The organism is Bacillus sp. FSL K6-1033 (assembly GCF_038630765.1).
Lineage (GTDB): Bacteria > Bacillota > Bacilli > Bacillales > Bacillaceae > Bacillus > Bacillus altitudinis.
Map to the genome: position 1 here is coordinate 547,121 of NZ_CP152041.1, position 25,887 is coordinate 573,007.

27 protein-coding genes and 7 tRNA genes are annotated in these 25,887 nt (G+C 41.2%); 28 read left to right on the forward strand and 6 right to left on the reverse strand.

The features are described from left to right. Positions 1 to 56: 56 nt before the first annotated feature. From MHH31_RS02620 to MHH31_RS02640, 5 genes are all read left to right on the forward strand, one after another. Entirely contained in the window at positions 57 to 386 is a 330-nt protein-coding gene (locus MHH31_RS02620; RefSeq protein WP_017358393.1) for an anti-sigma factor antagonist, read from the forward strand. Beyond that, on the forward strand, positions 383 to 871 hold the full coding sequence (gene rsbW / locus MHH31_RS02625) for an anti-sigma B factor RsbW (protein WP_041507147.1): 489 nt from the start codon (positions 383 to 385) through the stop codon (positions 869 to 871). Before MHH31_RS02620 ends, rsbW begins: the two co-directional genes overlap by 4 nt. Further along, entirely contained in the window at positions 837 to 1,625 is a 789-nt protein-coding gene (gene sigB, locus MHH31_RS02630; protein ID WP_012009000.1) for an RNA polymerase sigma factor SigB, read from the forward strand. Before rsbW ends, sigB begins: the two co-directional genes overlap by 35 nt. Further along, positions 1,625 to 2,224, forward strand: coding sequence for a PP2C family serine/threonine-protein phosphatase (locus tag MHH31_RS02635; RefSeq protein WP_024719202.1), 600 nt, complete (start codon positions 1,625 to 1,627; stop codon positions 2,222 to 2,224). Before sigB ends, MHH31_RS02635 begins: the two co-directional genes overlap by 1 nt. Positions 2,225 to 2,300: 76 nt before the next feature. Then, positions 2,301 to 4,460: a Tex family protein gene (locus MHH31_RS02640; protein WP_017358390.1), complete on the forward strand. Its 2,160-nt coding sequence runs from the start codon at positions 2,301 to 2,303 to the stop codon at positions 4,458 to 4,460. 19 nt (positions 4,461 to 4,479) lie between these two features. On the opposite strand, the gene cmpA is transcribed toward MHH31_RS02640, so the two are convergent. Then, positions 4,480 to 4,614, reverse strand: a complete 135-nt coding sequence (cmpA, locus tag MHH31_RS02645; RefSeq protein ID WP_008346893.1) for a cortex morphogenetic protein CmpA — start codon at positions 4,612 to 4,614, stop codon at positions 4,480 to 4,482. Between the two features lie 99 nt (positions 4,615 to 4,713). Between cmpA and MHH31_RS02650 the strand changes: the two genes are divergently transcribed. From MHH31_RS02650 to MHH31_RS02710, 13 genes are all read left to right on the forward strand, one after another. Then, the gene (locus tag MHH31_RS02650) at positions 4,714 to 5,187 is read left to right on the forward strand and encodes a SprT family protein (protein ID WP_216896078.1); all 474 of its coding nucleotides are present in this window, start codon (positions 4,714 to 4,716) and stop codon (positions 5,185 to 5,187) included. Positions 5,188 to 5,378: 191 nt separating this feature from the next. Beyond that, on the forward strand, positions 5,379 to 6,356 hold the full coding sequence (locus MHH31_RS02655; RefSeq protein WP_061418061.1) for a thiamine pyrophosphate-dependent dehydrogenase E1 component subunit alpha: 978 nt from the start codon (positions 5,379 to 5,381) through the stop codon (positions 6,354 to 6,356). Between the two features lie 20 nt (positions 6,357 to 6,376). Then, entirely contained in the window at positions 6,377 to 7,414 is a 1,038-nt protein-coding gene (locus tag MHH31_RS02660; protein WP_342495247.1) for an alpha-ketoacid dehydrogenase subunit beta, read from the forward strand. A 17-nt stretch (positions 7,415 to 7,431) separates the two neighbouring features. Then, positions 7,432 to 8,562: a dihydrolipoamide acetyltransferase family protein gene (locus MHH31_RS02665; protein WP_342495248.1), complete on the forward strand. Its 1,131-nt coding sequence runs from the start codon at positions 7,432 to 7,434 to the stop codon at positions 8,560 to 8,562. 18 nt (positions 8,563 to 8,580) lie between these two features. Beyond that, positions 8,581 to 9,960: a dihydrolipoyl dehydrogenase gene (gene lpdA, locus MHH31_RS02670; protein WP_342495249.1), complete on the forward strand. Its 1,380-nt coding sequence runs from the start codon at positions 8,581 to 8,583 to the stop codon at positions 9,958 to 9,960. Positions 9,961 to 10,068: 108 nt separating this feature from the next. Beyond that, the gene (locus MHH31_RS02675) at positions 10,069 to 11,916 is read left to right on the forward strand and encodes a sigma-54-dependent Fis family transcriptional regulator (RefSeq protein WP_160758187.1); all 1,848 of its coding nucleotides are present in this window, start codon (positions 10,069 to 10,071) and stop codon (positions 11,914 to 11,916) included. A 209-nt stretch (positions 11,917 to 12,125) separates the two neighbouring features. Continuing rightward, positions 12,126 to 12,200 (forward strand) — tRNA-Asn (locus tag MHH31_RS02680). Between the two features lie 4 nt (positions 12,201 to 12,204). Continuing rightward, positions 12,205 to 12,295 (forward strand) — tRNA-Ser (locus MHH31_RS02685). A 9-nt stretch (positions 12,296 to 12,304) separates the two neighbouring features. Continuing rightward, a tRNA-Glu gene (locus MHH31_RS02690) sits at positions 12,305 to 12,376 on the forward strand. A gap of 25 nt (positions 12,377 to 12,401) precedes the next feature. Further along, a tRNA-Gln gene (locus MHH31_RS02695) sits at positions 12,402 to 12,476 on the forward strand. 31 nt (positions 12,477 to 12,507) lie between these two features. Next, a tRNA-Lys gene (locus tag MHH31_RS02700) sits at positions 12,508 to 12,583 on the forward strand. A 7-nt stretch (positions 12,584 to 12,590) separates the two neighbouring features. Continuing rightward, positions 12,591 to 12,673: transfer RNA gene (locus MHH31_RS02705), tRNA-Leu, on the forward strand. A gap of 46 nt (positions 12,674 to 12,719) precedes the next feature. Next, a tRNA-Leu gene (locus tag MHH31_RS02710) sits at positions 12,720 to 12,803 on the forward strand. 428 nt (positions 12,804 to 13,231) lie between these two features. Here the strand turns inward: MHH31_RS02710 and MHH31_RS02715 are convergent. Beyond that, complete coding sequence (locus tag MHH31_RS02715) at positions 13,232 to 14,206, reverse strand: NAD(P)-dependent alcohol dehydrogenase (protein WP_058336374.1); 975 nt, start codon at positions 14,204 to 14,206, stop codon at positions 13,232 to 13,234. A gap of 178 nt (positions 14,207 to 14,384) precedes the next feature. On the opposite strand from MHH31_RS02715, the gene MHH31_RS02720 reads away from it, so the two are divergent. The 4 genes from MHH31_RS02720 to MHH31_RS02735 all read left to right on the forward strand — a co-directional run bounded on the left by MHH31_RS02720 (position 14,385) and on the right by MHH31_RS02735 (position 16,872). Then, on the forward strand, positions 14,385 to 14,720 hold the full coding sequence (locus tag MHH31_RS02720; protein WP_342495250.1) for a helix-turn-helix domain-containing protein: 336 nt from the start codon (positions 14,385 to 14,387) through the stop codon (positions 14,718 to 14,720). Positions 14,721 to 14,865: 145 nt separating this feature from the next. Continuing rightward, the gene (locus tag MHH31_RS02725) at positions 14,866 to 15,660 is read left to right on the forward strand and encodes an alpha/beta hydrolase (RefSeq protein WP_342495251.1); all 795 of its coding nucleotides are present in this window, start codon (positions 14,866 to 14,868) and stop codon (positions 15,658 to 15,660) included. A 215-nt stretch (positions 15,661 to 15,875) separates the two neighbouring features. After that, complete coding sequence (locus tag MHH31_RS02730; protein ID WP_144668423.1) at positions 15,876 to 16,382, forward strand: GrpB family protein; 507 nt, start codon at positions 15,876 to 15,878, stop codon at positions 16,380 to 16,382. Between the two features lie 286 nt (positions 16,383 to 16,668). Beyond that, positions 16,669 to 16,872, forward strand: coding sequence for a cold-shock protein (locus tag MHH31_RS02735; RefSeq protein WP_003214229.1), 204 nt, complete (start codon positions 16,669 to 16,671; stop codon positions 16,870 to 16,872). 278 nt (positions 16,873 to 17,150) lie between these two features. Here the strand turns inward: MHH31_RS02735 and MHH31_RS02740 are convergent, their stop codons facing one another. After that, on the reverse strand, positions 17,151 to 17,612 hold the full coding sequence (locus MHH31_RS02740; protein WP_309173839.1) for a CarD family transcriptional regulator: 462 nt from the start codon (positions 17,610 to 17,612) through the stop codon (positions 17,151 to 17,153). A 250-nt stretch (positions 17,613 to 17,862) separates the two neighbouring features. Beyond that, on the reverse strand, positions 17,863 to 18,912 hold the full coding sequence (locus tag MHH31_RS02745) for an NAD(P)-dependent alcohol dehydrogenase (protein WP_050826995.1): 1,050 nt from the start codon (positions 18,910 to 18,912) through the stop codon (positions 17,863 to 17,865). 223 nt (positions 18,913 to 19,135) lie between these two features. On the opposite strand from MHH31_RS02745, the gene MHH31_RS02750 reads away from it, so the two are divergent. After that, on the forward strand, positions 19,136 to 19,537 hold the full coding sequence (locus MHH31_RS02750; protein ID WP_017366673.1) for a MerR family transcriptional regulator: 402 nt from the start codon (positions 19,136 to 19,138) through the stop codon (positions 19,535 to 19,537). Positions 19,538 to 19,579: 42 nt separating this feature from the next. Here MHH31_RS02750 and MHH31_RS02755 read toward each other — a convergent pair whose 3' ends face one another. Further along, positions 19,580 to 20,311, reverse strand: coding sequence for a glycoside hydrolase family 16 protein (locus MHH31_RS02755; RefSeq protein ID WP_024719190.1), 732 nt, complete (start codon positions 20,309 to 20,311; stop codon positions 19,580 to 19,582). Between the two features lie 266 nt (positions 20,312 to 20,577). Here MHH31_RS02755 and MHH31_RS02760 point away from each other — a divergent pair, with 266 nt between their 5' ends. The 5 genes from MHH31_RS02760 to MHH31_RS02780 all read left to right on the forward strand — a co-directional run bounded on the left by MHH31_RS02760 (position 20,578) and on the right by MHH31_RS02780 (position 25,150). Continuing rightward, a complete protein-coding gene (locus MHH31_RS02760) occupies positions 20,578 to 21,150 on the forward strand; it encodes a TetR/AcrR family transcriptional regulator (RefSeq protein ID WP_342495252.1) in 573 nt (190 codons plus the stop codon). A gap of 79 nt (positions 21,151 to 21,229) precedes the next feature. After that, positions 21,230 to 22,669 carry a DHA2 family efflux MFS transporter permease subunit gene (locus MHH31_RS02765; RefSeq protein ID WP_019743363.1) on the forward strand — a complete coding sequence of 480 codons (1,440 nt, stop codon included), beginning with the start codon at positions 21,230 to 21,232 and terminating at the stop codon, positions 22,667 to 22,669. 186 nt (positions 22,670 to 22,855) lie between these two features. Further along, the gene (locus MHH31_RS02770) at positions 22,856 to 23,749 is read left to right on the forward strand and encodes an alpha/beta hydrolase (protein WP_272511998.1); all 894 of its coding nucleotides are present in this window, start codon (positions 22,856 to 22,858) and stop codon (positions 23,747 to 23,749) included. 150 nt (positions 23,750 to 23,899) lie between these two features. Further along, complete coding sequence (locus tag MHH31_RS02775; RefSeq protein WP_342495253.1) at positions 23,900 to 24,277, forward strand: MmcQ/YjbR family DNA-binding protein; 378 nt, start codon at positions 23,900 to 23,902, stop codon at positions 24,275 to 24,277. Between the two features lie 111 nt (positions 24,278 to 24,388). Beyond that, positions 24,389 to 25,150 carry an SDR family NAD(P)-dependent oxidoreductase gene (locus tag MHH31_RS02780; RefSeq protein WP_272511997.1) on the forward strand — a complete coding sequence of 254 codons (762 nt, stop codon included), beginning with the start codon at positions 24,389 to 24,391 and terminating at the stop codon, positions 25,148 to 25,150. Between the two features lie 152 nt (positions 25,151 to 25,302). Here MHH31_RS02780 and MHH31_RS02785 read toward each other — a convergent pair whose 3' ends face one another. Next, on the reverse strand, positions 25,303 to 25,875 hold the full coding sequence (locus tag MHH31_RS02785; RefSeq protein WP_336619541.1) for a UPF0715 family protein: 573 nt from the start codon (positions 25,873 to 25,875) through the stop codon (positions 25,303 to 25,305). Between the last annotated feature and the right edge of the window lie 12 nt (positions 25,876 to 25,887).

Genomic DNA, 25,887 nt, shown 5'->3' on the forward strand with positions numbered 1-25,887 from the left:
GTGCATAGACGGGTATATAAAATTCAAGGAAACAAGAATTTCGAGGTGAATGCATAATGAATATGTCTGTAAAAGAGCATCAAATAGATCAAAAAACAAAAATTAGTGTTAGTGGAGAAATCGATGTATACTCTGCTCCTCAGCTAAGAGAAACACTCATGCCTAAAGCCGAGGCGGGCGAGCATCTAGAGATCTGTTTGAAGGATGTTACGTATATGGATAGTACAGGATTAGGTGTATTTGTTGGGTTGTTTAAAGCAGCTCAAAAAGCAGGTGGAACACTAAAGCTTGAGAACTTGTCAGAGCGGCTTGTAAGGTTGTTTGAAATTACTGGATTAAAGGACATCATTGACATTTCTGCAAAGTCAGAGGGTGGGGTACAATGAACGAATCAGTAGATCTAATCGAGATGAAAATACCGGCAAAACCAGAATACGTAGGCATCATTCGCCTGACTCTTTCAGGCGTTGCAAGCCGAATGGGCTATGTCTACGAAGAGATTGAAGACTTAAAAATTGCCGTCAGTGAGGCTTGTACAAATGCAGTTCAGCATGCCTATAAAGGAAAAGACGGTGAAGATGGAGAGGTAGCTGTTCGCTTTCTTGTCTACGAAGATCGTCTAGAAATCATTGTCGCAGACAAAGGCGGTAGCTTTGACTTTAAGCAAAAGCAGGAAGACCTAGGGCCGTACACATCTGCTCATACGGTGGATCAATTGGCAGAAGGAGGTCTTGGTTTATACTTAATGCAAACATTGATGGATGAAGTCGAGGTGCAAGCAAACTCCGGAGTTACCGTTGCGATGACAAAGTTTTTAAACAGGGAGCGAGTTGACCATGACACAACCATCCAAAACTATGAAACTAACTAAAGATGAAGTGGATCGCCTCATTCAAAGCTATCAATCCAACCAAGACGAGCAGGCGCAGCTGACACTAGTTGAGTGTTATACAAATCTTGTGGATATGCTCGCGAAGAAATACTCCAAAGGAAAAAGCTTTCATGAGGATTTAAGACAAGTTGGAATGATTGGTCTACTTGGCGCAATTAAGCGTTATGATCCACTTGTCGGTAAATCATTTGAGGCATTTGCCATTCCAACCATTATCGGGGAAATCAAACGCTTTTTACGTGATAAAACATGGAGTGTCCATGTACCAAGACGAATTAAAGAGCTTGGACCAAGAATCAAGATGGCAGTTGATCACCTGACAACGGAAACGCAAAAGTCACCTAAAGTACAAGAAATTGCAGAATATCTAGATGTAACAGAAGAAGAAGTTCTTGAAACAATGGAGATGGGCAAAAGCTATCAAGCGCTGTCTGTTGACCAAGGCGTAGAGGCAGATTCTGAAGGAAGCACTGTGACGATTTTAGACGTCGTCGGCTCACAAGAAGAAGGGTACGAACGTGTAAACCAAAAAATGATGCTTGAAAGTGTGCTTCACGTTCTGACAGATAGAGAAAAAGAAATTATCAATCTCACGTATTTGCAAAATAAAAGCCAGAAAGAAACAGGCGATTTACTCGGCATATCTCAAATGCATGTATCAAGGCTGCAGCGGAAGGCAGTTAAAAAGCTACGAGATGCACTGTCAGAAGATGCGTCTATGGAGCTAGGGTAATGAAGCAGATCGAACAGCATGAGCATGTAAACGCCATTATCTATCAATCGAACAAAGAAGGAAAATCATGCTGCGGGGACAGTTTTTTTATTAAAGCAGATGATGAAGAACTAATTTGTGCTGTAGCAGACGGATTAGGCAGCGGCCAGTTCGCCAATGAATCATCTTCTTTAGTCAGCGAAATTGTCGAAGAATATGGACATGAGGATGTAATAACCCTCATTGATAGATGCAATCAGGCCATGAAAAATAAACGCGGGGCCACTGTAGCCATATTAAAGGTGAATTTTTCCCAACAGCAGTTTACCTATTGTTCGGTTGGTAACATTCGTTTTATCTTGAATGCACCTTCTGGCGACTATATTTATCCACTTCCGACATCAGGATATCTATCAGGTAAACCTAGAAAATACAAAACATACACCTATTCCTACGAAAAAGGTTCGACATTCATTATGTATTCAGACGGGCTGAATGTGCCAAACATGCGAATGTGTTTAAAGCATAGCCATTCAGTTGCAGACATCGCAAAAGAACTTGAAACATACACACAAGACAAGAAAGACGATCTCACCTATGTACTTGGTCAGCTTACATGAAATAGCTGACCTTTTTTCTGTTTTGCCGGTTTTTTTGATACACTAAAAGAGAAGACACAGTGAGAGGATGCAAAGTATGAAGACATCTGACTTTTTATTGAAACAAATTGCGACAGAATTAAAGCTTTCAACAAAACAAATTGGAAGTGTGATCCAGCTATTAGAGGATGGCAATACCGTCCCGTTTATTGCACGCTACCGGAAAGAGCAGACAGGCTCACTAGACGAGGTGCAAATTCAAACCATTTCTGAACGCTATACATATATCCAAAATGTGACGAATCGAAAAGAAGAAGTGATTCGCTTAATCGCTGAACAAGACAAATTAACAGATGAATTAAAACAGAAGATCGAACAGGCGCATAAGCTGCAAGAGGTCGAAGATTTATATCGACCATTTAAACAAAAACGAAAAACGAAGGCCAATGTAGCCAAAGCAAAAGGACTTGAGCCGCTGGCGGAGTATTTACTGCAGCTGCCAAACGATGAGATCAAAAAGAAAGCATCGGCTTTTATTAATGAAGAAAAAGAAGTCACAACCGCAGAAGAAGCACTAGAGGGCGCCCAGCACATCATTGCTGAACAGCTTGCGGATGATCCTGATATGCGGAAATGGATTCGCAGTGAGACGTACCAAAAGGGAAGTCTTGTCACATCAGGAAAAGACGTTGAAAACGACGAGAAAAACGTCTATGAAATGTATTACGACTATCAAGAGCCGATTAAAAAAATTGTGCCTCATCGTGTACTTGCGGTCAACCGAGGTGAGAAAGAAGGGATTTTGAAAGCAGCCATCGAACCACCTGCTGAAAATATTCGTTTCTACCTCGATAAACAAGTCTTAAAAGGCAAGCAAACGACGGCGAGGCCTTACATTGAAGCGGCCATTGATGATGCATACAAGCGCTTGATTCAGCCTTCAATTGAACGGGAAATACGAAAAGAGCTGACAGAAAAAGCAGAGGAACAAGCCATTCATATTTTCGCTGAAAACTTAAGAAAGCTCCTACTTCAACCGCCGATGAAAGGGAAACGTGTACTTGGGGTGGACCCTGCGTTTCGTACAGGCTGTAAATTAGCCGTCGTGGATGATACAGGAAAAGTCCATCATATTGGCGTCATTTATCCGCACCCGCCTGTGCAGAAAAAAGCGGAAGCCAAACAAAAAGTGAAAGAAATCATTCAATCATCCAACATTGAAGTCATTGCGATCGGAAACGGAACAGCCTCAAGAGAGACCGAACAATTCATCGCAGACTTGATCCAAGAGCTGGACCAGCCAGTTTCATATTTGATCGTGAATGAAGCAGGGGCAAGTGTATACTCTGCATCTGCACTGGCAAGAGAAGAGTTTCCAGACTTGCAAGTCGAAGAACGAAGCGCTATATCCATTGCTCGAAGATTACAAGATCCATTAGCAGAGCTCGTGAAAATAGATCCGAAGTCTGTCGGAGTAGGCCAATACCAACATGACGTGAGCCAAAAGCAATTAAACAGCTCGTTAACCTTCGTGGTGGAGACGGTCGTCAACCAAGTCGGTGTGAACGTTAATACAGCTTCACAGGCACTGCTGCAATATGTGTCAGGTCTTTCAAAAGCCGTCGCAGGGAACATCGTCAAGCGCCGTGAAGAGATTGGGAGATTCACAAGCAGAAAAGAGCTGAAGGATATCCCGAGGCTTGGTGCAAAGACATATGAGCAGTGTATCGGCTTCCTGCGCATCACAGATGGACAAGATCCACTTGACCGCACAGGTATTCACCCTGAAAGCTATAAAGAAACAAAACAGTTTTTACGCATGATTAAGATGACGCCAGACGATCTTGGTACAGAGCAGTTAAAAGAGAAAATCGCAGAGGTCAAGCTAGACGAAGCAGCACAGCAGCTTGACATTGGTCCAATTACACTCCAGGATATCATCGATCAGCTCACAAGACCTGAGCGTGATCCACGCGATGAAGTACCAAAACCTCTTTTGAAAACAGATGTGTTGAAATTGGAGGACTTGAAGCAAGGGATGGAGCTACAAGGAACGGTGAGAAACGTCGTAGACTTCGGCGCATTCGTTGATATTGGCGTAAAACAGGATGGACTTGTCCACATTTCCAAGCTAAGCAATCGCTTTGTGAAACATCCGCTCGACGTTGTATCAGTCGGTGATATTGTGACCGTATGGGTAGACTCCGTTGACCAGGCAAAAGGTCGGGTGGCTCTTTCGATGCTAAAACCAGATTAAACAAAAAACGAGGCGCACCTTAGGATGGGGTGTGCCTTGATGTGACTGAATGTTTTTTTCTATAGAAGTACCAGCATTGATTAAGCAATTTGATTTGATAATGATTTTTCTCATAAAATGCTTTCTGCATCTGATTTTTCAGCCAGTTGGGCATCGCCCATTCCTCCTTTGATCAAAACAGTGGGTGTACCTTCAATGTATGCAAAGAGGAAATTGTCCCGTTCGAGGTTTTTATAGAAAGGAACGATCTTGATTGAACGAGAGAGAGTTACAGCAGTTAACAGAAGACATTTCAGAGCAGTTCTTTGGTAAGACGTTTCGCCATCAGGCTGTTTTCAATCCCCGTTTAAAAACGACAGGCGGGAGATATTTACTTGGAACACACAATATCGAATTGAACCGCCGATACCTAGAGGAACATGGACGAGAAGAATTAATCGGGATCATCAAGCATGAGCTGTGTCATTATCATCTGCATCTTGAGGGAAAAGGCTATCAGCATCGTGACCGTTCCTTTAAAGAGTTATTAAAACAAGTAGGAGCCCCGCGTTTTTGTACAGCGCTAAAGACCGTACAAAATAAACGACGTGGACAGAAGCGACAAGAATATGTTTGCACAGGATGCGATCAGTATTTTATCAGGAAAAGGCGAATTGATACCTCTCGTTATGTGTGCGGCGTCTGCAAAGGAAAATTAAAATGGCAGCGTACAATCGGTTCAGAGTGATATGCATTCCTTTATGGGATGCTTTTTTTGTGAGATGAAGTAGACATATTGAGACAAATAGAGACGCGAGTCTCATTTTGTCTCTTTTTGATCGATGTGAATCGCTCAAATCCTAAGCTTTCAAGCGCCATGATGTTGGCACGCTTTTTGCTTGTATAGAAGTGCAAGCAAAAAAGATAGGAGGTTTTAACATGGAAATGGCACTTACAAAAGAAAAAGCCGTTTGGATGTATCAAAAAATGCAGGAAATTCGCCAATTTGAAGATCAAGTACACACGCTTTTTACAAAGGGGATCTTGCCAGGTTTTGTCCATCTTTATGCTGGTGAAGAAGCTGTTGCTGTAGGAGTCTGCGCTCATCTGAATGAACAAGACAGTATTACAAGTACACACCGTGGCCACGGTCATTGTATCGCCAAGGGCTGTGATCTAAAAGGAATGATGGCAGAAATCTATGGAAAAGCCACAGGTCTTTGTAAAGGTAAAGGTGGATCTATGCACATTGCAGATTTTGATAAAGGAATGCTCGGTGCCAACGGAATTGTGGGAGGCGGCTTTCCACTTGCGTGCGGGGCAGCCCTCACGGCTAAATATAAAAAGAAAGATAATGTAAGCGTTTGCTTTTTTGGGGATGGTGCTAACAATCAAGGGACTTTTCACGAAGGAATCAATCTCGCCGCTATCTGGAAACTGCCAGTCATTTTCATCGCAGAAAACAATGGTTACGGGGAAGCGACGCCATTTTCGTATGCTTCAAGCTGCAAATCGATTGTGGATCGAGCCGCCAGTTATGGTATTCCGGGTATTCAAGTGGATGGAAAAGATGTGACAGCTGTTTATCAAGCAGCAGAACAAGCGATAGAACGAGCAAAAAATGGAGAAGGTCCGACATTGATTGAATGCATGACATATCGGAATTATGGTCATTTTGAAGGAGACGCTCAGCGCTACAAAACCAATCAAGAAAAAACCGAACATCAAGAAGAGAAAGATGCCATCACTCTTTTTAAAAATGAATTATTAAAGCAGCAGCTGCTAACAGATCAAGAAATATCAAGTATTGAAGCGTCTGTAGCAGAAGCGATAGATGAAGCCGTGAGATTCAGTGAAGAAAGTGAATATCCAGATCATACTGAATTGCTAACTGATGTGTATGTTTCGTATCAATAAATCTGAAAGGAGAGAGGGAAATGACAAGAGAAATCAGCATGTCTAGTGCTTTGAATGAAGCGATTAAACTGGCAATGAGAAGAGACGAAGATGTCATTTTAATGGGGGAAGATGTTGCGGGAGGTGCTCATGTAGATCACTTACAGGATGATGAAGCATGGGGCGGTGTTCTTGGTGTAACAAAAGGGATTGTTCAGGAATTTGGGCGTGAACGTGTCCTTGATACACCGATTAGTGAAGCTGGCTATATAGGTGCGGCCATGGCTGCTGCTTCAACAGGGCTAAGACCAATTGCTGAACTCATGTTTAATGATTTTATCGGTACTTGTCTCGACCAAGTGCTGAATCAAGGCGCAAAATTTCGATACATGTTTGGCGGAAAAGCAGAGGTGCCAATCACGATTAGAACGACCCATGGGGCGGGTTTTAGAGCAGCTGCCCAGCATTCGCAAAGTTTGTATGCACTATTTACAAGTATCCCTGGATTGAAAGTAGTTGTGCCTTCTTCACCATATGATGCCAAAGGGCTGCTGCTGGCAGCCATCGACGATCAGGACCCTGTCATCTTTTTTGAAGACAAGACGCTTTACAATATCACAGGAGATGTGCCGGAGAGGTATTACACATTGCCGCTTGGTCAAGCAGATGTGAAGAGGGAAGGTTCTGATGTAACCATCTTTGCGGTGGGCAAACAAGTGTATACAGCACTCGAAGCGGCAGAGCAATTGTCTGCTCAAGGTATTGAAGCGGAAGTAATTGATCCAAGAAGCTTGTCGCCGCTCGATGAGGAGGCCATTCTGACTTCAGTAGAAAAAACAAATCGACTTGTCATTGTCGATGAAGCAAATCCAAGATGCGGAATTGCCGCAGATATCTCTTCTTTGATTGCAGATAAAGGATTTGATTTACTGGACGCACCAATCAAAAAAGTGACGGCTCCTCATACACCGGTACCATTTTCACCACCTCTTGAAGATATTTATCTGCCAACACCTGATAAAGTTGTGAACACCGTATTAGAGATGATTGGCAAGAGTCATGACAAGATCTTGAACTAGAGAAAGGAGAGAGGGAGATGGCTGTCGAAGTTGTGATGCCTAAATTGGGCATGTCGATGAAAGAAGGAACGGTATCTGTCTGGAATAAAGAGGTCGGTGAGACCGTAAGTAAAGGAGAAAGCATTGCAAGCATCAACTCCGAAAAAATTGAAATGGAGATCGAATCACCTGCTGAAGGAACCATTTTGGATATAAAAGTGTCTGAGGGAGAAGGTGTACCGCCCGGCATGGTCATCTGCTATATCGGTGAAGGAAATGAACAGGTGGAGAGAAAGAAAGAAAAAGAAATCCAGTCAAAACCAAAGAAAGAGAGAAAGAAAATCTCCCCTGTTGCCCGTAAAATGGCGAATAGCGCAAATCTAGACATTGATACGCTAGTGGGGACAGGACCAGGTGGAAGAATTACGAAAGAGGATGTGCTTCGTGCACTTCCTGAACGGAAAGAGAAGAAACAAAACGAGACAGTGCAACAGCCTATTAACATGATGCGGAAAACAATTGCCTCAAGAATGATGGAAAGCCTGCAAACAAGTGCACAATTAACCATTACGATGAAAGCGGACGTGACAAAACTGACAAACCTACAACAACAGCTGAATGAAACAGCCATCGCACGTTACGAGACAAAGTTGACCATCACCGATTTTGTAGCCAAAGCAGCGATCCTATCGTTGTTAGAACATCCTGCGATGAACAGTCAATATCATAACGGAGTTGTCGAAACCTTTGAGAATGTTCATCTTGGGATTGCTGCTGCGTTAGATAACGGATTGGCTGTACCGGTCATTCGGGATGCGGAGCGGTTAACGCTGATAGAGCTGGCGAAGGGCATTAAATTGTATGGTAAAAAAGCACGTGAAGGAAAGCTTCTACATGACGAAATCAAAGGTTCTACCTTTACCATCACCAATCTTGGAGCGTATGGTGTAGAGCATTTCACACCAATTTTGAATCCGCCGGAAGCGGGGATCCTTGGCGTCGGAACAATGTATGACACCCCTGTTTATCGAGAGGATGAATTGTGCAAAGGGACCATCCTACCACTCAGTCTTACGTTTGATCACCGCGTGCTGGACGGGGCGCCTGCCTCTGCATTTTTATCAACGGTCAAAGCACACTTAGAAGAACCAATATCCATTCTTTTATAGAAAGAAGGTGAATGTACCATGACACTGGTCATTATAGGAGGCGGACCAGCAGGTTATGTGGCGGCCATAACAGCCGCCCGTTTTGACAGGGAGGTTGTGTTAATTGATCAAGGTAAGCTGGGAGGTACCTGCCTCAATGAAGGCTGTATCCCGACCAAAGCACTTTTGCAAAGCGCCGATATGTATGAGCATGTGAAATCGGCTGGACATTTTGGGATTGAGCTTCCAGAACATGAGCCTATCATTCAATGGAATGCTGTCCAAAAGCGGAAACAGTCTGTCGTCAAGCAGCTCACTGATGGTGTTCGTTACTTGATGAATAAAAACAAAATTACCGTGGTAAATGGGAAGGCTTCATTTCTATCAGCACATGAGCTATTCATAGAAAGTGAAGGGAAGTCTGAAATCATTCAAGCAAAACAAATCATTATTGCAACAGGGGCTGTGCCTGTGGCTTTACCGTTTGCACCTTTTGATGGCGGATGGATCATTCACAGCAAGGACGCCATGTCACTTTCTTCGATCCCAGATTCACTTTGTATCATTGGGGGCGGGGTGATTGGCTGTGAGTTTGCGAGCATCTTTAGCAGAATGGGATCAAAGGTTGTCATGGTTGAACGGGCAGTGCACATTTTACCAGAAGAAGATCGTGATACAGCACAATGTCTTCACGAGCAGCTCGAAGAAACGGGTGTAAACATTTTGACGTCCGCCGCAGTCAAACAGCTTGATTCCTCTTCAAGAAAAGTAGTGGTGGAGAATAATCAAGGAGAACGTTGTGACATCCAGTCGGATCTTTGCTTAGTGGCCATTGGCAGAACTCCGCAACTTGGAGAGTTAAATCTTGAACAGATTGGAATTGAATTTGATAGAAACGGAATCTACGTCAATGAACATATGCAAACCAATCTCCCGCATATTTATGCGTGCGGTGATGTGACAGGTGGGGTCCAGCTTGCTCATACTGCCTTTCATGAAGGGACGGTTGCAGCTTCCCATGCATCAGGTGAACATCTAAAGGTCAATGAACAAGTGATTCCGAGGTGCATCTACACCTCTCCAGAAATCGCGAGTGTTGGTTTAAATGAAGAGAGTGCTAGAAAACAATATGAGGAGATTCGGATAGGGACATGTGCATTTTCTGCAAATGGAAAAGCATTAATCTTAAATCAACCAGCCGGTCACGTAAAGGTCATTGTAGAGCCGCAATATCAAGAAATATTAGGCGTTTCAATCATTGGACCGAATGCAACAGAAATGATTGGACAAGCGGCGGTGATGATGCATGCAGAGTTGACCGCTGATACATTAGAGCAGTTTATTGCGGCACATCCGACACTTTCAGAGGCAATACACGAAGCCGTTCTGCAAACCATTGGAAGAGCGGTGCACTGCTGAAAAAGACTCCTTTTCCATCCAATTGACTTCTTGGGTTAGCCAATGATAATTGAAAGCGCTTTTATGTTTATCTATAATGAATAAAAAGCCCCCAGAGGAGAGGATGGAATGAATCCGACGCCTTGTTATTTAAATACGTGGAAACGTTTTGTTCGTGAAGGTTTGCTTGATCAGTCTCGTCTGAATAAGAGAGTGGCAGAATCATGGCACAGGTGTAAACAGGCAAATGTGAATCCGTATTTAGATAAAGGACAGTCGTTGTTAGAAAAGGAACGATTCAGTGCTCAAAAAAAGAAATATTCATTATTCCTAAATGCGGCTCTTCCTTACTTAAATAAAATCAATCAGCAATTAAAAGATTCTGATATGCTGGCCTTACTCATTGATGCAGATGGTTATGTGCTAAGTCTGACAGGAAGCGAAAGAACGATGGTGGAAGCCAGAAGAATTAATTTTATGGAGGGTTCACGCTGGACTGAAACAGATGTAGGGACAAATGCGATCGGAACGGCACTCGTCATCGGAGAAGCGGTGACGATCAACGGAACGGAGCATTTTTCTATCGCCTCTCATCATTGGAGTTGTTCAGCTGCTCCAATTCGCGATGCGGACGGTACAATCATAGGGGTGATTGACATCTCCTGTATGACGGATAACAAGCACCCTTTTATGCTTGGAATGGCTTCAACGGTTGCTTATGCCATAGAGAGAGAAATTCAAGTCCAGCAAAAAAGGAGAGAGATGGAGCTGATCACTCATTGTCTCCAGCAGGTGGAAGCAGATGAACCGTATGTGGTCTGTAATGAAAAAAAGCAAATTGTGTCTGCCAGCAGGTCGATTAGAGATCGATTTTCAGACTGGCATGGAATGGATGTTGAGCGGCTTAAGGATCATTCATTTGTTATTCGGGGAAAGGAGATCATTCAATCAGAGCAAGATGGGAAGGTGCTAGGCATATCCCTTTCTCTTGAAGAAGTAGCGAAAAGCAGCATGACCGTTTCTTTTGCTCAATTTCCCGGGGAATCAGGAACAAGTAAGGTATTTCAACAGACGCTTAGTGAGATGAAGAGAGCGGCACAAACAGATGCTCATGTGTATATTTGGGGAGAAACAGGGACAGGGAAGGAACTCGCCGCTAGAGCCATTCACTCCGCCAGTGAAAGGCATAAAGGGCCGTTCATTGCTGTTAATTGCGGAGCCATTCCTGAAAGCCTGTTAGAAAGTGAGCTGTTTGGCTATGCTGAAGGTGCTTTTACAGGAGCAAAACGTCACGGAGCTAAAGGGAAATTTGAACAAGCCCATAAAGGAACACTCTTTCTAGATGAAATAGGCGAAATCCCATATGCGATGCAAGTAGCGCTTCTTAGGGTGATAGAAGAAAGGGCAGTCGTACCGCTCGGCGGGACACACGAAATCCCTTTGGATATTCGAATCATTACAGCGACTCACCGTAATATGAACGAACTGCTGAAGGAAGGAAAAATACGAGAAGACTTGTATTACCGTCTTCATGTCTATCCGATCAATATCCCGCCGCTTAGAGAAAGAAAAGAAGACATTCATGATTTGTATCGTTATTACCAAAAGAAGCATCACTGGAATGCAGCGTTTCCTGAATCATTTTTTCAGAAATTACAGGCGTATCATTGGCCAGGAAACATAAGAGAGCTTTTTAACCTGTTTGAACATCTAAGGGTCCTCTTTCCGAAAGGCGGATGGATTGGTGAATCGCAATATGCTTCAGTATTAGAGACGATTGATCAGAAAAAACAGAAGCTGCATCCAGCAGAGCCACCCGAGACTTCAAAAGAACTCACATTCAGGGAACGCATTCAAAAGCAAACAGTGATAGACGCACTGCATAAAACAAAAGGTCATGTGTCAGAAGCAGCGAGGTTAGCAGGAGTGCCAAGAAGTACTTTTTATAAGTGGATGCGAAAGTTTCATCTGTCTTAATCTTATGAGGAAGGCTGCATCAAGGCCCTTGGTCTACGTGGAGGTCGGGGGCTTTCTGCCAAGTTAAACAAATGGCATGGAAAAAGGCTTGACTGTTATATTAGTATATGTTAAATTATAAAAGCCGTCGCAAATGGAGCAGGAATGAAACGTTTAAAAATTCTTGACACATTTTTCTGGCATAGATATAATGAAACATGTCTTATTATTCCGCAGTAGCTCAGTGGTAGAGCTATCGGCTGTTAACCGATCGGTCGTAGGTTCGAGTCCTACCTGCGGAGCCATAATGGAGAAGTACTCAAGTGGCTGAAGAGGCGCCCCTGCTAAGGGTGTAGGTCGCGCAAGCGGCGCGAGGGTTCAAATCCCTCCTTCTCCGCCATTATCATATGGCCCGTTGGTCAAGCGGTTAAGACACCGCCCTTTCACGGCGGTAACACGGGTTCGAATCCCGTACGGGTCATGTTTTCTTTTTTATGTTGATTCGTTGGGCTATAGCCAAGCGGTAAGGCAACGGACTTTGACTCCGTCATGCGTTGGTTCGAATCCAGCTAGCCCAGCCATTTTTTATATATGTTTTTCTGCATAGCAGATGAGCCATTAGCTCAGTTGGTAGAGCATCTGACTTTTAATCAGAGGGTCGAAGGTTCGAGTCCTTCATGGCTCACCATTGTCACGCGGGTGTGGCGGAATTGGCAGACGCGCTAGACTTAGGATCTAGTGTCTTTATGACGTGGGGGTTCAAGTCCCTTCACCCGCATTGTTTTTAAACAGTGCACTTATGAATATATGAGCACATCATACACGCGGTCGTGGCGGAATGGCAGACGCGCTAGGTTGAGGGCCTAGTGGGTGAATAACCCGTGGAGGTTCAAGTCCTCTCGGCCGCATCTAAGAAACCAAAGGTTTATAGACCTTTGGTTTTTTTGTGTTATTTTCAATATTTTTATTTTGGAGAGAAAAATTTGTATAATATTATATTCCTCGAGTAAGAGCATTATATGATCTGTGTTAAATTTTTAAACTTTCCCCCTAAGTTTGGTTTTGTTACAAATTCGTCATAAAATGTGAAATATTTTCATTGTATGGATGTCGAGTATATTTCGAAATTTAATAATCTTCAAGGTCTGTATTTAAAAGAAGATAAGCATTTGTTAGACCGATGTTTTGGGTTCTTAAAAAGTAGGAAAATGTATAGTGATATTGAAGATTTTGAATTAGAAGCAGCTGAATACTTTAGAAGAGCTGGAAGATTTGAAATGGCTACCAAGCATGTACCTTTTGCAACAGAAAAATTAATGTCATGTCAATTGATGGTTTATTTTTTATCAAGTAAATTTATGATACGTTTTCCCCGTCCACCTCCAGTTTCTAAGGAATGATGTGCTTTGGCAACATCAGATAAACGATAAATGCTATCAACAACTGGTCTGACCTTGTTGGAATCTACATAAGATGCTAATTCTTTTAAAATTTCATTTTTGGGGTTTGCGCTGAATGTGCGAACTCTACGAGAGCCGAAAATAGTTGAAGTTAATATATATATGAAGGACGAAAAACTAGGAAATCCAATAGTAACCATTCTACCGTTCTTTGCAAGCAAGCGTCTATAATGTTTAAGGTCAGTTCCCACAGTGTCCATGACTACATCAAACTTTTTAAGATCAGTAGGAGATGTTTCTTTATAATCAAATACTTCGTCTGCACCTAGCTCCTGAAGAAAAGTAAGATGTTTTTCGTTTGCAAGAGCAGTTACATGAGCACCTAACATTTTTCCAATTTGAATCGCAATGCTTCCGACCCCACCACTTGCACCACGTACAAGTAACTTTTCTCCTTTTCTAAGGTTCGCTTTATATTTTAAGGCAATAATTGCAGTAGCACCTACGCCAGGCAATGCCGCGGCTTGTATGAGATCAATCTTTATAGGAGTTTTAGATATTTTCTCAGGTGATATAGCTACATATTCAGCAGCACTACCAATTTGGTTCCTTAAATTAATAGGGAGAACCCCCCACACATTATCACCTAATTGATAACTTTTTACGTTCGACCCTACTTCAACAACCTCTCCAGAAAAATCTGCTCCTGTCCCTTTAGGGAATTGATTACCCGTTAATAGTTTTAACTTACCTGATCGAAACAGTGTATCCATTGAGTTTACACTCGACCCATGTACACGAATGAGTACTTCTCCAGGTTCTATAACTGGTCTTGATATAAAATCTTCAAAAAGAACATTCGGTGATCCATAATTAGTGTATTGTGCAGCGCGCATCTTCTCATTTTTCATTTACTCACTCCATCTCCTTGAAAAAGTATTAACTTGAAGGATTTTTATAATCAATTTAGCTCTCTATTACATGGATGACACGGTTTACATATTTGATTATAATAAATGGAATTGATTTAACAAGTACGCAATATAAACTGCTTAAGGAAGGAAAAACTGACGAAGGGGTGGATAAAATATGACTGAAAGTGAGCTGAATAAAGCGATAGCTCCAGCGAGTTATGCATTAAATATATTAGCGGGAAAATGGAATTTAAAAATCTTAGCTGTACTATGTAGTTACAAGGAGATTCGATATAATGAGTTAAAGCGTAAAGTGTATGGAATTACAGGAACAATGCTCAATCAATCATTAAAGGACCTGATTGAAAACGGAATTGTTCAACGAGTTCAGTATAATGAAGTTCCATCAAGAGTAGAATATTCATTGACTGAGGCAGGACTAGAGCTGATCCCTATATTCGAACAACTTCTTTTATGGGGTGAAAACCAATTGGAAAAATCAAAGCCATAATAAAATCCATCTACGTGAGAAGTTCGTTGGGGAATCATAGCATAGCTTCCTAACAAAGATTTTATTCACTTTAAGCTATGATGAAGAAAAACAACAAAAAATCTTGAGATTACTAGGAAAGCGCTAGAAAAGGGGATGCAAATACATGTCAATTTACCATAAAGTCATTGGAGAAGGATTTCCGATCGTGATATTGCATGGTTGGACACTTGACCATCAAGTGATGTTACATGCATTGGAACCGGTATTTGAAAAACAAAACGGTTGGAAAAGAATATACATAGACTTACCGGGGATGGGACGTTCCAAGCCGCATCCGTCTATTCAGAACTCAGATGATATGTTAGAAGCGGTATTGCGTCTTTTGGACGAGATGATCCCTGATGAACAGTTGATTGTTTGTGGTTATTCGTATGGGGGGTACATAGCTAGAGGTATTGTTCATTCACGCCGGGAAATCGTTCGTGGATTACTGCTTGTGGCCCCAATGACTATACCTGTATTCGATAAAAGAGTCGTGCCAGAGAAGACTGTTCTAAAAAGTGACAGTCACTTAATTTCACAACTGTCTTCAGAAGAGGCGGATGAATTTTGCTCCATGGCCGTTGTGCAAGGAAAGATGGAATGGGAAAGATTCCGCGATGAAATTTACCTTCCTTCTAAACAAACAAATCATGAATTCATCAATAACATTCTTCAAAATGGGTATGGCTATACCTTTGACATTTCAGCTGAATTTCAATATCCCACGCTCATGATCACAGGGCGTCAGGACGATGTAGTCGGATATCAAGATGCGTGGCGGCTGATCGAAGACTATCCAAGGGCCACTTTTGCAGTGCTTGATATGGCTGGTCACAACCTGCAGATTGAACAACCCGATGTGTTTCATTCATTAGTCCATAACTGGTTAAACAGACTTGAGTCGGAAAATATGTAGTTGTACACCTTTGTATAAATAGAAATTTTCTTGATTCGGGTTCGTGGCTGTATTAATGATTTTTATAGTTTCTGAACGAAAAAGTCCACTCATCTTATGTGAGTGGGCTTTTTGTATGAGTTATCATATAATAAATGTCATTCTAATCGATCGAATGGCTTCAAACTATTGAAATTTCCAACTAAACAACGAAATGATAAGGTGGGGTTGAGCTTATGCTTGGATTGCCAAGAGGGGAAGTTTTTTTAGTTCCCTGGTCTGCTGAATGGGGCAAAGAATTTGAAAGGGAAAAGAAACGCATAGTAGAGGTCATTGGTCAGTATACAGTGAATGTGCATCATATTGGAAGTACAGCAGTTAATGGTTTGAGTGCGAAACCCATTATTGATATTGCGATTGAAATAGATTGTTTTTTTGACGGGAAACAGTGTGTAACAGCTTTGCAAGGGCTTGGTTATTCATATAGAGGGACCAAAGTTTTACCTGAGAGACACTATTTTAACAAAGGAGAACCACGTACTCACCAAATTCATATGTATCAAACAGGTAATAGATATTTACTTGAACAGTTAAATTTCAGGGATTATTTAAGAAGTAACAAATTAGTAAGAATTGAGTACGAGCAACTCAAACTGAACCTATCTAGCTTAATTAAAAATGACAAACACAAATATGCCGAGGGAAAAACTAACTTTGTCCAATCGATTTTAGAGAGAATTTAGATAAAGATTTCTTTTCATGCTGAAAAAAGCTGATTTTATGCACAAATGATTGAACATAGCTAAATAAACATTTCATCATTAAATCTCTGTCTTATTTGTGTTACCATAGCACATTCGGTGCTCTTTTAAATCCTAAATTGCAATAATTTCCGATTCATGTTACAATAAGAATAATTATTTTTGTTCGGCGTAAAGGATAGCATGAAGAAAGACTTTTCGTCTTGAGGATACTTTGGGCAAGGATAGTATAATACATTGTGTGGTAACGCACTAGGAGGCAACAAACATGGAACAAGGTACAGTAAAATGGTTTAACGCAGAAAAAGGTTTTGGATTTATCGAACGTGAAGAAGGAGACGATGTATTCGTACATTTCTCAGCTATCCAAGGTGACGGATTCAAATCTTTAGACGAAGGTCAAAAAGTAACTTTTGACGTAGAGCAAGGTTCTCGTGGAGCTCAAGCTGCTAACGTTCAAAAAACTGCTTAATCTTCATTTTTTAAAACAGGTTCTCTGTAGAGAGCCTGTTTTTTTGTGTTTTCATTTATTTCTGCAATAAAAAACCCTACTCAACGTACAAGTAGGGAGATGTTACAAGGTAATCGTAAAAAAATTCATGCTTCAAAGGTTTATCAACAGTATAGCATATTGGATTTACAATATGCGGAATTTGCCTAAATAAATTCTTTTTTCTTTACTGGTCGAAGATAGAGGGATTTGTTCGTAGAGAAAATGTATTCAAAAAATGGGGAAGCAGGTAGACAATGTTAGCAGAAACTCTTGATTTGTTTTTCAGTGATTCCTTTGATGACTTCTAGCTCACTAAGCAAATAACCATGAGCATCGTCAAGCATTTTCTTTTCGCTTGCATTCAGTTTTTTTTCTTTCTTCATCCGCATGAGATCACGTACCACTTCAGCGCCTTCTAGTATGTGGCCCGTTTTGATTTTGTCTGTGTTGATTTTATATCTCTCTTTCCATGGTAGTAACTTATCTGATGTTCCATTTTGAAAAGTGTGCATAATGTTCTTTAAGGCAAGTATATCTGTAACAGGTCTTATTCTTGACCTGGACATCTTCCTTGTAGGAATCATCACTTTCATATGGCTAACGGCCATCTTAATGACATAATACGATTGTTTTTCATCAGAGAATTCTTTTTCTTCTATGGCTTCAATTATACCTGCTCCGTGCATTGGATAAACAATGTTATCACCAATTTGAAACATATCATCCGCCTCCATATCATGTATCTACTTTAAGGGTACCACACTTATAGGTAAAATAATCAAATTTTTAATAATAACATGTTTATTTATTTTTTGTCAATGAATTTGGTTCTAAAAAAGAGAGGTTTTTTCATGTGAATTTCGGATGGTTTTTGATCATATCCTCAAGAATCCTTGCTACAAGAAAAACAGAATATCCACCATTAAAAAAAGACCAGCCATTGAGCTGGTCTTTCCAAATAGAATCCGATCATAATGTCGAAATATCAATCACAAACCGATAACGCACATCACTATTGAGCACACGTTCATATGCTTCATCGACTTGGTTTGCGTTGATCACTTCAATTTGTGGTGCGATATTGTGAGCAGCTGCGAAATCGAGCATTTCTTGTGTTTCTTGGATGCCGCCAACGAGTGAGCCGGCGATGCTGCGACGTCCCGTAATTAATGAAAACACATGGAAGTTGTCTGGCTTTGGTGGTGCACCGACGTTTACTAATGTTCCGTCAACACGAAGTAAGGACAAATAGGCATCCACGTTGATATTGGCAGAGACGGTATTGAGAATGAGGTCATATTGACCGGCTAGTGTCTTAAACGTATCAGGGTCACTTGTAGCAAAATAGTCTTTTGCACCAAATGACAGCGCCTCTTCTTTTTTATTCAAAGAACGACTTAATACAGTCACTTCAGCGCCAAGAGCGCGTGCAAATTGAATGGCGACATGACCTAGACCGCCCATTCCGACAATCGCCACTTTTTTGCCAGGCCCAGCCTTCCAGTGTTTTAAAGGAGAATACGTTGTGATGCCGGCACAAAGAAGGGGGCTGGCGACATCGAGGGAAAGCTGGTCAGGAATATTGACAACAAATCGTTCTGTCACAACAATTTTCTGACTGTAGCCGCCGTAAGTTGGTTCTCCATCATAATCCAGGTTATTATAAGTTTGAACGACTCCTTTCTTGCAATATTGTTCATCTCCATTTTGGCAATATTCACATGTACCGCAAGAATCGACAAAACAACCGACGCCTACACGATCACCAATGTTGAATTTCGTGACAGCATCCCCAACAGCTGAAACAACTCCAGTAATCTCATGACCCGGAACCATTGGGAAAATACCGCCGCCCCATTCATCAAAGGCACTGTGGATATCTGAATGACAGATCCCGCTAAACTGAATATCAATTAAAATATCATGTGGACGAAGTGCTCTTCGTTCAATGGTTGTCCGTTCAAAGTTTGCTTTTGCATGGGAAACACTTAAAACGTTTGATTGGTGCGTCTGACACATTCTTGATCATCCTTTCAAAAGTAAGATTCGGTCCTTCCTCTATACTGTACGTCTTAAAGTGAACTTTAAGTCAACATAGAACCCTCTGATCGCCTCAATTCAGGCTTTAGCATCAGCCTTGAATCAAGATTTGAGCCAAAAGTATCTTGTCTTCTCGATAAAAATGGAGATGATGGGAAAAGGGAGATCGTCAAGTAAGAGAAAGAAGGGAAGGGTGAAAACAATGAAAATAGCACAAGCCGCCAAGCAGCTCGATTTATCTACTGCTACGCTCAGGTATTATGAGAATATAGGTTTAATTAGACCGATTAGGCGTGATGAAAATGGTGTTCGTGATTATACAGAAGAAGATATTCAGTGGATAGAATTTATTAAATGTATGAGAAATGCGGGTCTGTCAATTGATGCTCTTAGAGAATATACGGCTTTATTTATCGAGGGAGAGGATCGTACATTGTCCTCAAGGAAGAGGATTTTGGTCAATGAGAGAGAAAGACTCGTAGACAAACAAAAGGAAATCGAAGAAACGATTAAACGGTTAGATTACAAGATCGAAAGTTATGAAGATATTATCCACAGTTATGAACAAAAACTAGTTCATCAATTAAAAACGAGCTCTATTTAAATGAAGAAAAACCTGTGACTTGTCACAGGTTTTGTGATGTGGTTATCTTTTTGTGTAACGCACCCAATTGTAATGAGCGTAAAGTGGAGTAACACCGTTGTAGGAGCCGAGCCATTCATCGACACCTGCACCATTCCATAAGTTCATCATAATCTTTCCCGGTGTTTGAGGGATTTGAGTAGTAGCCGTATGTTTTAATTGACCGTCCACATACCATTTAATTGAGTTAGGCTGCCAGTCGAACGCATATGTGTGATAAGAGTTTGCTGCATCAAAACCAAGGTTGACGATTTTTTCATGATTTCCGACACCGTTGGTATAATAGTTAAACTGAACCTTTGTCGTATCTTTTCCTAGAAATTCGATGTCGATTTCATCCCAAGGTGTACCATCAGTCGGTCCCGTATAAGTAAAGAACGAAGACACGATCCCAACATTTTTGGCTGGTTTCATGCTGACTTCATAAAGCCCATAGCCATATGTTTGAGTAGAACGGTTTTCTCCGCAGTCAAACTTATTATAGGAAGGACTTGTGAGCGATAATCGCATTTCTCCTAACGACGTCATGGAGACATTGTTTGCGCGCCACGTACAGTTAAACATATTTCCGTTCGAGTACCCATCGGCTTTTTGCCATAACCCGGTATTATAGTTGTTGAACGGTTCATAAAACGACCCGCCCGTTTGTGCCGAGGCACTTGCAGCAAATGTGGACAAACTTAAGAATAATCCAGTGACAAGCAGCATCAACATTCGTTTTACACGGTAAGACATGTAGGCATTCCCCTCTCTTTTTGAAAGCGTTTTCTTTTTGATCATACATGATTCTCTCAAAATGGAAAATCGGTCTAAATAATGATAAACAGTGTGTTTTTTTAATAGAATGAAAAGAAAATTGATAGGTAAAAAATAATGATTGACAAAGCGGACAGTTGTCCGTAAGATAATACCGGTACAATTGTCCTAATGAAAATGAAAGAAATTTGATTTACACATAGAGATATATGCAAGGTGGATGAAGGTAAAGAAGGTGAAGCATCATGGAAAAGGATATTGGAAAGGAAATTGAAGAGGTCGCTTTTTCTTTGTTTCAAGAGTTTGGTGTAGAGAATGTCAGTATGCATAAAATTGCTAAAACAGCTGGTGTTGGACAGGGTACTCTTTACCGCCGATATGCCAATAAAAGTGATTTATGCCTTTCGATCCTTGGAGAAAAATTTGAACAACTGATCCCTGCGTTGCATCTTTACTTAAGTAAAATCAGTGATCAGCCGGTTCGTGAGCGTTTACGATATGTTCTTGAAGAAATTCATCTCATCGTCGGTCATCATTTAGATTGGATTCGCATGCTCACAATCTCTGGGAACTTAGAGCAGACAAGTAAAGTATATGATTCTCATTACAGTCAATCACTCAAACAAATCATTCGTAATTTGCTCGAGGAAGCGAAAGAAAAAGGAGAAGCGAACATACAAGACATTGAGTTGACGACATTATGTATGTCCTCTCCAATGACGCCTGAACTCATGTTTTATATTCATGAATCCGGCTACTCAATCGAAAAAATTGCACAATTCGCTGCAGAAAGACAGGTTTTGTCTGTCTTTTCCTAGACATTGAAGTGGCTCATTTCTGTCCAGCCTAACTACTTATGGTTCATCAAAATTGAAAAAGAAAAGGAGCCAACTTAATATGAACAAACAGCAAACAGCAGCTTCCGACATTCGAACGCTGCCCATTATTATTTCATTTATCACAGCTGGATTTATTGGACTGTTCAGTGAAACGGCATTAAACATGGCGCTGAGAAGTTTAACATTAGACTTTGGTATTGAAGCAACGACTGCTCAGTGGCTGACAACCGGCTATTTATTAACACTAGGTATTCTCGTTCCGATTTCTGGCCTCATTCTTCAATGGTTTACAACAAGACAGCTTTTCATCACCTCACTGGTCTTTTCGATCATCGGTACATTTATTGCCGCAGTTGCACCAGTCTTCAGTATTTTAATGGTGGCACGTGTGGTGCAGGCAGTAGGAACAGCCTTGCTCCTTCCATTGATGTTTAATACGATTTTGGTCATCATTCCGCCTCATAAAAGAGGTAGATCAATGGGGATTATTGGTCTTGTCATTATGTTTGCCCCAGCAGTTGGTCCAACGGTCTCTGGTCTGATTCTTAAATCGTTAACATGGCATTGGATTTTTTGGATTTCGCTTCCGTTATTAGTTGCTGCACTCGTATTTGGGTATATTTTTATGCAAAATATTACGGAACCCACAAGACCGAAAATCGACATTTTATCTATTGTGCTATCAACCATCGGTTTCGGTGGAATTGTGTATGGCTTTAGCAGTGCCGGTGAAGGCGGCGGCTGGAGCAGTATGCATGTGATTGTGGCGATTGTTGTAGGTGTCATTGGCATTCTTGTGTTCTCCCTAAGACAGTTAAACATGAAAGAACCGATGTTGAATTTAAGCCCATTTAAATATCCAATGTTTGTGATCGGGTTACTTCTGATCTTAGTGTGTATGATGGTGATGCTGTCTGCTATGATGATTTTGCCATTATATCTGCAAACGTCCTTGGCACTGTCTACATTTACAGCTGGTTTAATGCTATTGCCAGGTGGAATTATCAATGGACTGCTATCGCCAATCATGGGTGGGCTTTTTGATAAATTTGGGCCGAAATGGCTTGTCATCCCAGGTCTTGTCATCGTTGCAGCGACCATGTTTGGCTTCACGAACTTAAGTATGAATACGTCAATCGGTTATATCGTGACGCTTCATATTACGTTAATGGTTGGGATTGCGATGATCATGATGCCTGCCCAAACAAACGGTTTGAATCAGCTGCCGCCAGAGCTATATCCGCACGGTACAGCGATTATGAATACATTGCAGCAAGTGTCAGGAGCGATTGGGACTGCGGTTGGTATCTCGATCCTTTCATCAGGAGCTCGCAGTTTTATGCAAAATGTGGCTGATCCCGCAAATCCAGTCAATCAGCTGCTCGCCTTTACAAATGGCGTCCAGCATGCCTTTATCTTTGCTGTCATTATGACAGTGATTGGCTTGGTGATTGCTTTCTTTATTAAACGAGTGAAAGTAGAACAACAAGTATCATAATATATGAAAAGCACTGAGGACTTAGCGCCGCAGTGCTTTTTTTATTCATAGGGGTGAATGCTTGTTTCAAATGCGATGAAAATGGGGAGATAGATAAAAAGCAACGACTCTCTGACGACATTGAAGGAAAAGGCGAAATTCGTAACGAATGGATAGAGATAAAAGAATAAGATAGGAGCTGAGATCATGAACTTAGACGAACAAATCAAAATGGCTGAGTCATTACGCCAACCACCTGAAGATTCATTAGCTGGTCAATCAGAACTAAAGCCAGTCCACCCTCCTGAAGTGAACAAAATGGAATATGATATCCCAACGGGTGCTGGTGAAACAAAGGTGTGGGTATTTAAACCTGTGAAAACATTGAAACAACCCCTACCTGTTTTCGTGAATTTGCATGGGGGCGGTTTTATACTTGGAAGTGCTGAAATGGATAATCACTGGTGTCCGGTCATAGCAGATCGTGCGGAGTGTATCGTCGTCAATGTGGAGTATCAGCTGGCACCGGAACACCCTTTCCCAGCCGCTCTTCATGAATGCTACGATGTGATGAAATGGTTATATGAACATCCTGATGAACTACAAATAGACCCAAATCGATTAGCCATTGGTGGACATAGTGCAGGTGGGAATTTGGCAACAGCGGTTTGTCTGCTTGATATCCAAAAAGGGAACAAACTTCCGATTGTCTATCAAGTGCTTGACTATCCGCCGCTTGATTTAGCTACTGATCCAGCACAAAAGCCAGCGTTTGAAGAAGCAATTCCAGTTGAAATGGCGAGACTGTTTAATGCCTTCTACCTGCAAGGTCAAGATCCGCACAATCCGCTCGTTTCTCCAGTCTTTGCGGAGAGAGAAGTGTTAGCACAAATGCCCCCAGCTCTTGTTATCACAGCTGAGAAGGATTCACTAGCTGAAGAAGCTGAGCATTATGCGGACAGGTTAAAAGAAGCAGGGGTAGATGTCACATACAAACAATTTAAAGGAGTTCCTCATGCGTTCACTCATGCCGGAGATTTAAAGATAGCTGAAGAGGCTTGGCATTTGATGAGCGATCAGCTTAAGAAGGCGTTTGAATAAGAAATATTCGGATATCAGTAAAAAGCACAGACCTTTATTTCTGTGCTTTTTTTGTGTTCTTGCTGACGTCTTGAAAAGAAGTATAGATACAACAATCGCAGCTGTCGATATAATAGAAAGATAGAAGACATCTAAAAAGGAGCTAATAGAATGAAAAAAGAGACACTACAGGCATTTTGTCTTTCTTTACAAGGAGCAACCCACGACTATCAACATGAGTGGCAGGCAGATCGTTATCATATAGGTGGAAAGATGTTCGCCATGATGGGGGGAGATGTCGATCGCAAGCCAGTCATCACTTTAAAATGTGATCCGCAACGCGCTGAAGAATTAAGAGAAATGCATGAAGGAATTATTCCCGGCTATTACATGAATAAGACGCATTGGAATTCTATTTATCTTGATGCAGATATTCCATCTTCATTTGTCGAAGAGCTAATTGAACATTCCTATCAACTGGTTTTTCACAAATTAACAAAAAAAGCTCAGCAGGCTATCCTCCAACATGATTCAAAAGAAACCGATTAAAAGCTGAACGTTCAGTTGTTCATGACTCTTTGAATCTCTTCAAAATTGACTAGAGTCACATGCTCTCGCTATACTTTAAACAGCTAGAAGATACGAATAGGGGGATATACAATGGGCTATACAGTCATTACAGGGGCAAGTTCAGGTATTGGGTATGAAACGGCTTTGGCCTTTGCAGCAAGAGGAAAAAATCTGATCTTAGCTGCACGCCGGCTTGATAAACTCCAAGAACTGAAAGAAAAGATTCTAGAAAAATATCCCGATATTCAAGTGAAAGTCCAGTCTGTTGATTTAACAGACAGAGAGCAAGTGTATTCTTTCTATGAGTCATTAGCTGGTGATGAGCTGGATACGTTCATTAATAATGCCGGGTTTGGCCATTTTGGTTCAATAGGAGAGCAGGATGTGAGAAAAATTGGGGACATGCTTCATCTCAATATTGAAGCGTTAACGATTTTATCCACTCTGTTTGTCCGTGATTATGAGCAAAAAGAGGGGACGCAGCTAATCAATATCTCTTCAAGAGCGGGTTATACCGTCGTCGCCAATGCTGTCACTTATTCAGCAACGAAATTTTATGTGAGCGCCTTTACAGAAGGGCTGGCCCTAGAATTGAAAGAAAAAGGAGCCAAATTACAGGCAAAAGTATTAGCGCCTGCTGCGACAGAATCGGAATTTGCAAAGCGTTCATTAGATGTCGATCAATTCGAATATGAAGGTACTATTAAGAAATATCACACATCAAAAGAAATGGCAGCGTGCTTGCTTGAGCTTTACGACAGTTCAAAAACAGTTGGTATCGTTGATGGGAAGACATTTGATTTTGAATTGAAGGACCCCATTTTTTCACACGCTGGTACAAGCATGAAATAAAAAGTTCCAGTCACTGAGGATAGATTCTCTTAGCGACTCTTATTCATCATTCAAAACCCATGATCACATCAGTAGGTCACCGAGCCGAAAGAGGTCTTGGATAATGTGGAGCACTATCAACACATACTAGAATAGATAAAAACACCTACACATTAGGTGTTTTTTTTATGCATTCTTTGATGAATGAAAGAATCGCAGGTCCAGTAGATGAGACTGCTGACAATTATAATCGGAAGGGATGTTGAGCTCTCAATTCCATCCATAACAAAAAGCATGACAATCATTGCTATCAGTAAGTAAGCCGCTAAATAAAGAGGATGAAAAGCCTTGGGCTGTAAAGAAAACAACAACTGTAAAGGTACCGCAAAGATGAAATAATAAACAAAAAAGATGGGAGTGTAAAGCATCATAAACGCAGGCTCGCCCTGAATCGGTGGATATAAACATACGAACAAGCTGAGTAAAATGGAACTGAAGAATAGTGTGAGTAGGATTTTGTAAAATGGTTGAACGGAACGCACTGTATGTACTCCTTTTTTGTAAGATTTCCTATATTTTATCATAAATGGGTCGAGAACAATTTCTGAAGTCAATTTAGGTATTAAGATATAAATAAATTTTGATAATAGTGTCCTTTTTCCTTTATTTGGTTCTGTGACTTTCACCTCATGCTGATGAATGAAGGAATGGTATAAAGTAAACCCTATAGACAGATAATTATTCATCACATTTAAGAA

Coding starts and splice junctions, on each gene's coding strand:
- MHH31_RS02755 (WP_024719190.1), bottom strand. CDS start 20,311: ATGTCTTACCGTGTAAAACGAATGTTGATGCTGCTTGTCACTGGATTA.
- MHH31_RS02635 (WP_024719202.1), top strand. CDS start 1,625: ATGAAGCAGATCGAACAGCATGAGCATGTAAACGCCATTATCTATCAA.
- sigB (WP_012009000.1), top strand. CDS start 837: ATGACACAACCATCCAAAACTATGAAACTAACTAAAGATGAAGTGGAT.
- MHH31_RS02770 (WP_272511998.1), top strand. CDS start 22,856: ATGAACTTAGACGAACAAATCAAAATGGCTGAGTCATTACGCCAACCA.
- MHH31_RS02640 (WP_017358390.1), top strand. CDS start 2,301: ATGAAGACATCTGACTTTTTATTGAAACAAATTGCGACAGAATTAAAG.
- MHH31_RS02675 (WP_160758187.1), top strand. CDS start 10,069: ATGAATCCGACGCCTTGTTATTTAAATACGTGGAAACGTTTTGTTCGT.
- MHH31_RS02780 (WP_272511997.1), top strand. CDS start 24,389: ATGGGCTATACAGTCATTACAGGGGCAAGTTCAGGTATTGGGTATGAA.
- MHH31_RS02715 (WP_058336374.1), bottom strand. CDS start 14,206: ATGAAAAATGAGAAGATGCGCGCTGCACAATACACTAATTATGGATCA.
- rsbW (WP_041507147.1), top strand. CDS start 383: ATGAACGAATCAGTAGATCTAATCGAGATGAAAATACCGGCAAAACCA.
- MHH31_RS02775 (WP_342495253.1), top strand. CDS start 23,900: ATGAAAAAAGAGACACTACAGGCATTTTGTCTTTCTTTACAAGGAGCA.
- MHH31_RS02785 (WP_336619541.1), bottom strand. CDS start 25,875: ATGAATAATTATCTGTCTATAGGGTTTACTTTATACCATTCCTTCATT.
- MHH31_RS02730 (WP_144668423.1), top strand. CDS start 15,876: ATGCTTGGATTGCCAAGAGGGGAAGTTTTTTTAGTTCCCTGGTCTGCT.
- MHH31_RS02745 (WP_050826995.1), bottom strand. CDS start 18,912: ATGTGTCAGACGCACCAATCAAACGTTTTAAGTGTTTCCCATGCAAAA.
- cmpA (WP_008346893.1), bottom strand. CDS start 4,614: ATGCCCAACTGGCTGAAAAATCAGATGCAGAAAGCATTTTATGAGAAA.
- MHH31_RS02620 (WP_017358393.1), top strand. CDS start 57: ATGAATATGTCTGTAAAAGAGCATCAAATAGATCAAAAAACAAAAATT.
- MHH31_RS02765 (WP_019743363.1), top strand. CDS start 21,230: ATGAACAAACAGCAAACAGCAGCTTCCGACATTCGAACGCTGCCCATT.
- MHH31_RS02740 (WP_309173839.1), bottom strand. CDS start 17,612: ATGTTTCAAATTGGTGATAACATTGTTTATCCAATGCACGGAGCAGGT.
- MHH31_RS02725 (WP_342495251.1), top strand. CDS start 14,866: ATGTCAATTTACCATAAAGTCATTGGAGAAGGATTTCCGATCGTGATA.
- MHH31_RS02720 (WP_342495250.1), top strand. CDS start 14,385: ATGACTGAAAGTGAGCTGAATAAAGCGATAGCTCCAGCGAGTTATGCA.
- MHH31_RS02760 (WP_342495252.1), top strand. CDS start 20,578: ATGGAAAAGGATATTGGAAAGGAAATTGAAGAGGTCGCTTTTTCTTTG.
- MHH31_RS02655 (WP_061418061.1), top strand. CDS start 5,379: ATGGAAATGGCACTTACAAAAGAAAAAGCCGTTTGGATGTATCAAAAA.
- MHH31_RS02665 (WP_342495248.1), top strand. CDS start 7,432: ATGGCTGTCGAAGTTGTGATGCCTAAATTGGGCATGTCGATGAAAGAA.
- MHH31_RS02735 (WP_003214229.1), top strand. CDS start 16,669: ATGGAACAAGGTACAGTAAAATGGTTTAACGCAGAAAAAGGTTTTGGA.
- MHH31_RS02750 (WP_017366673.1), top strand. CDS start 19,136: ATGAAAATAGCACAAGCCGCCAAGCAGCTCGATTTATCTACTGCTACG.
- lpdA (WP_342495249.1), top strand. CDS start 8,581: ATGACACTGGTCATTATAGGAGGCGGACCAGCAGGTTATGTGGCGGCC.
- MHH31_RS02660 (WP_342495247.1), top strand. CDS start 6,377: ATGACAAGAGAAATCAGCATGTCTAGTGCTTTGAATGAAGCGATTAAA.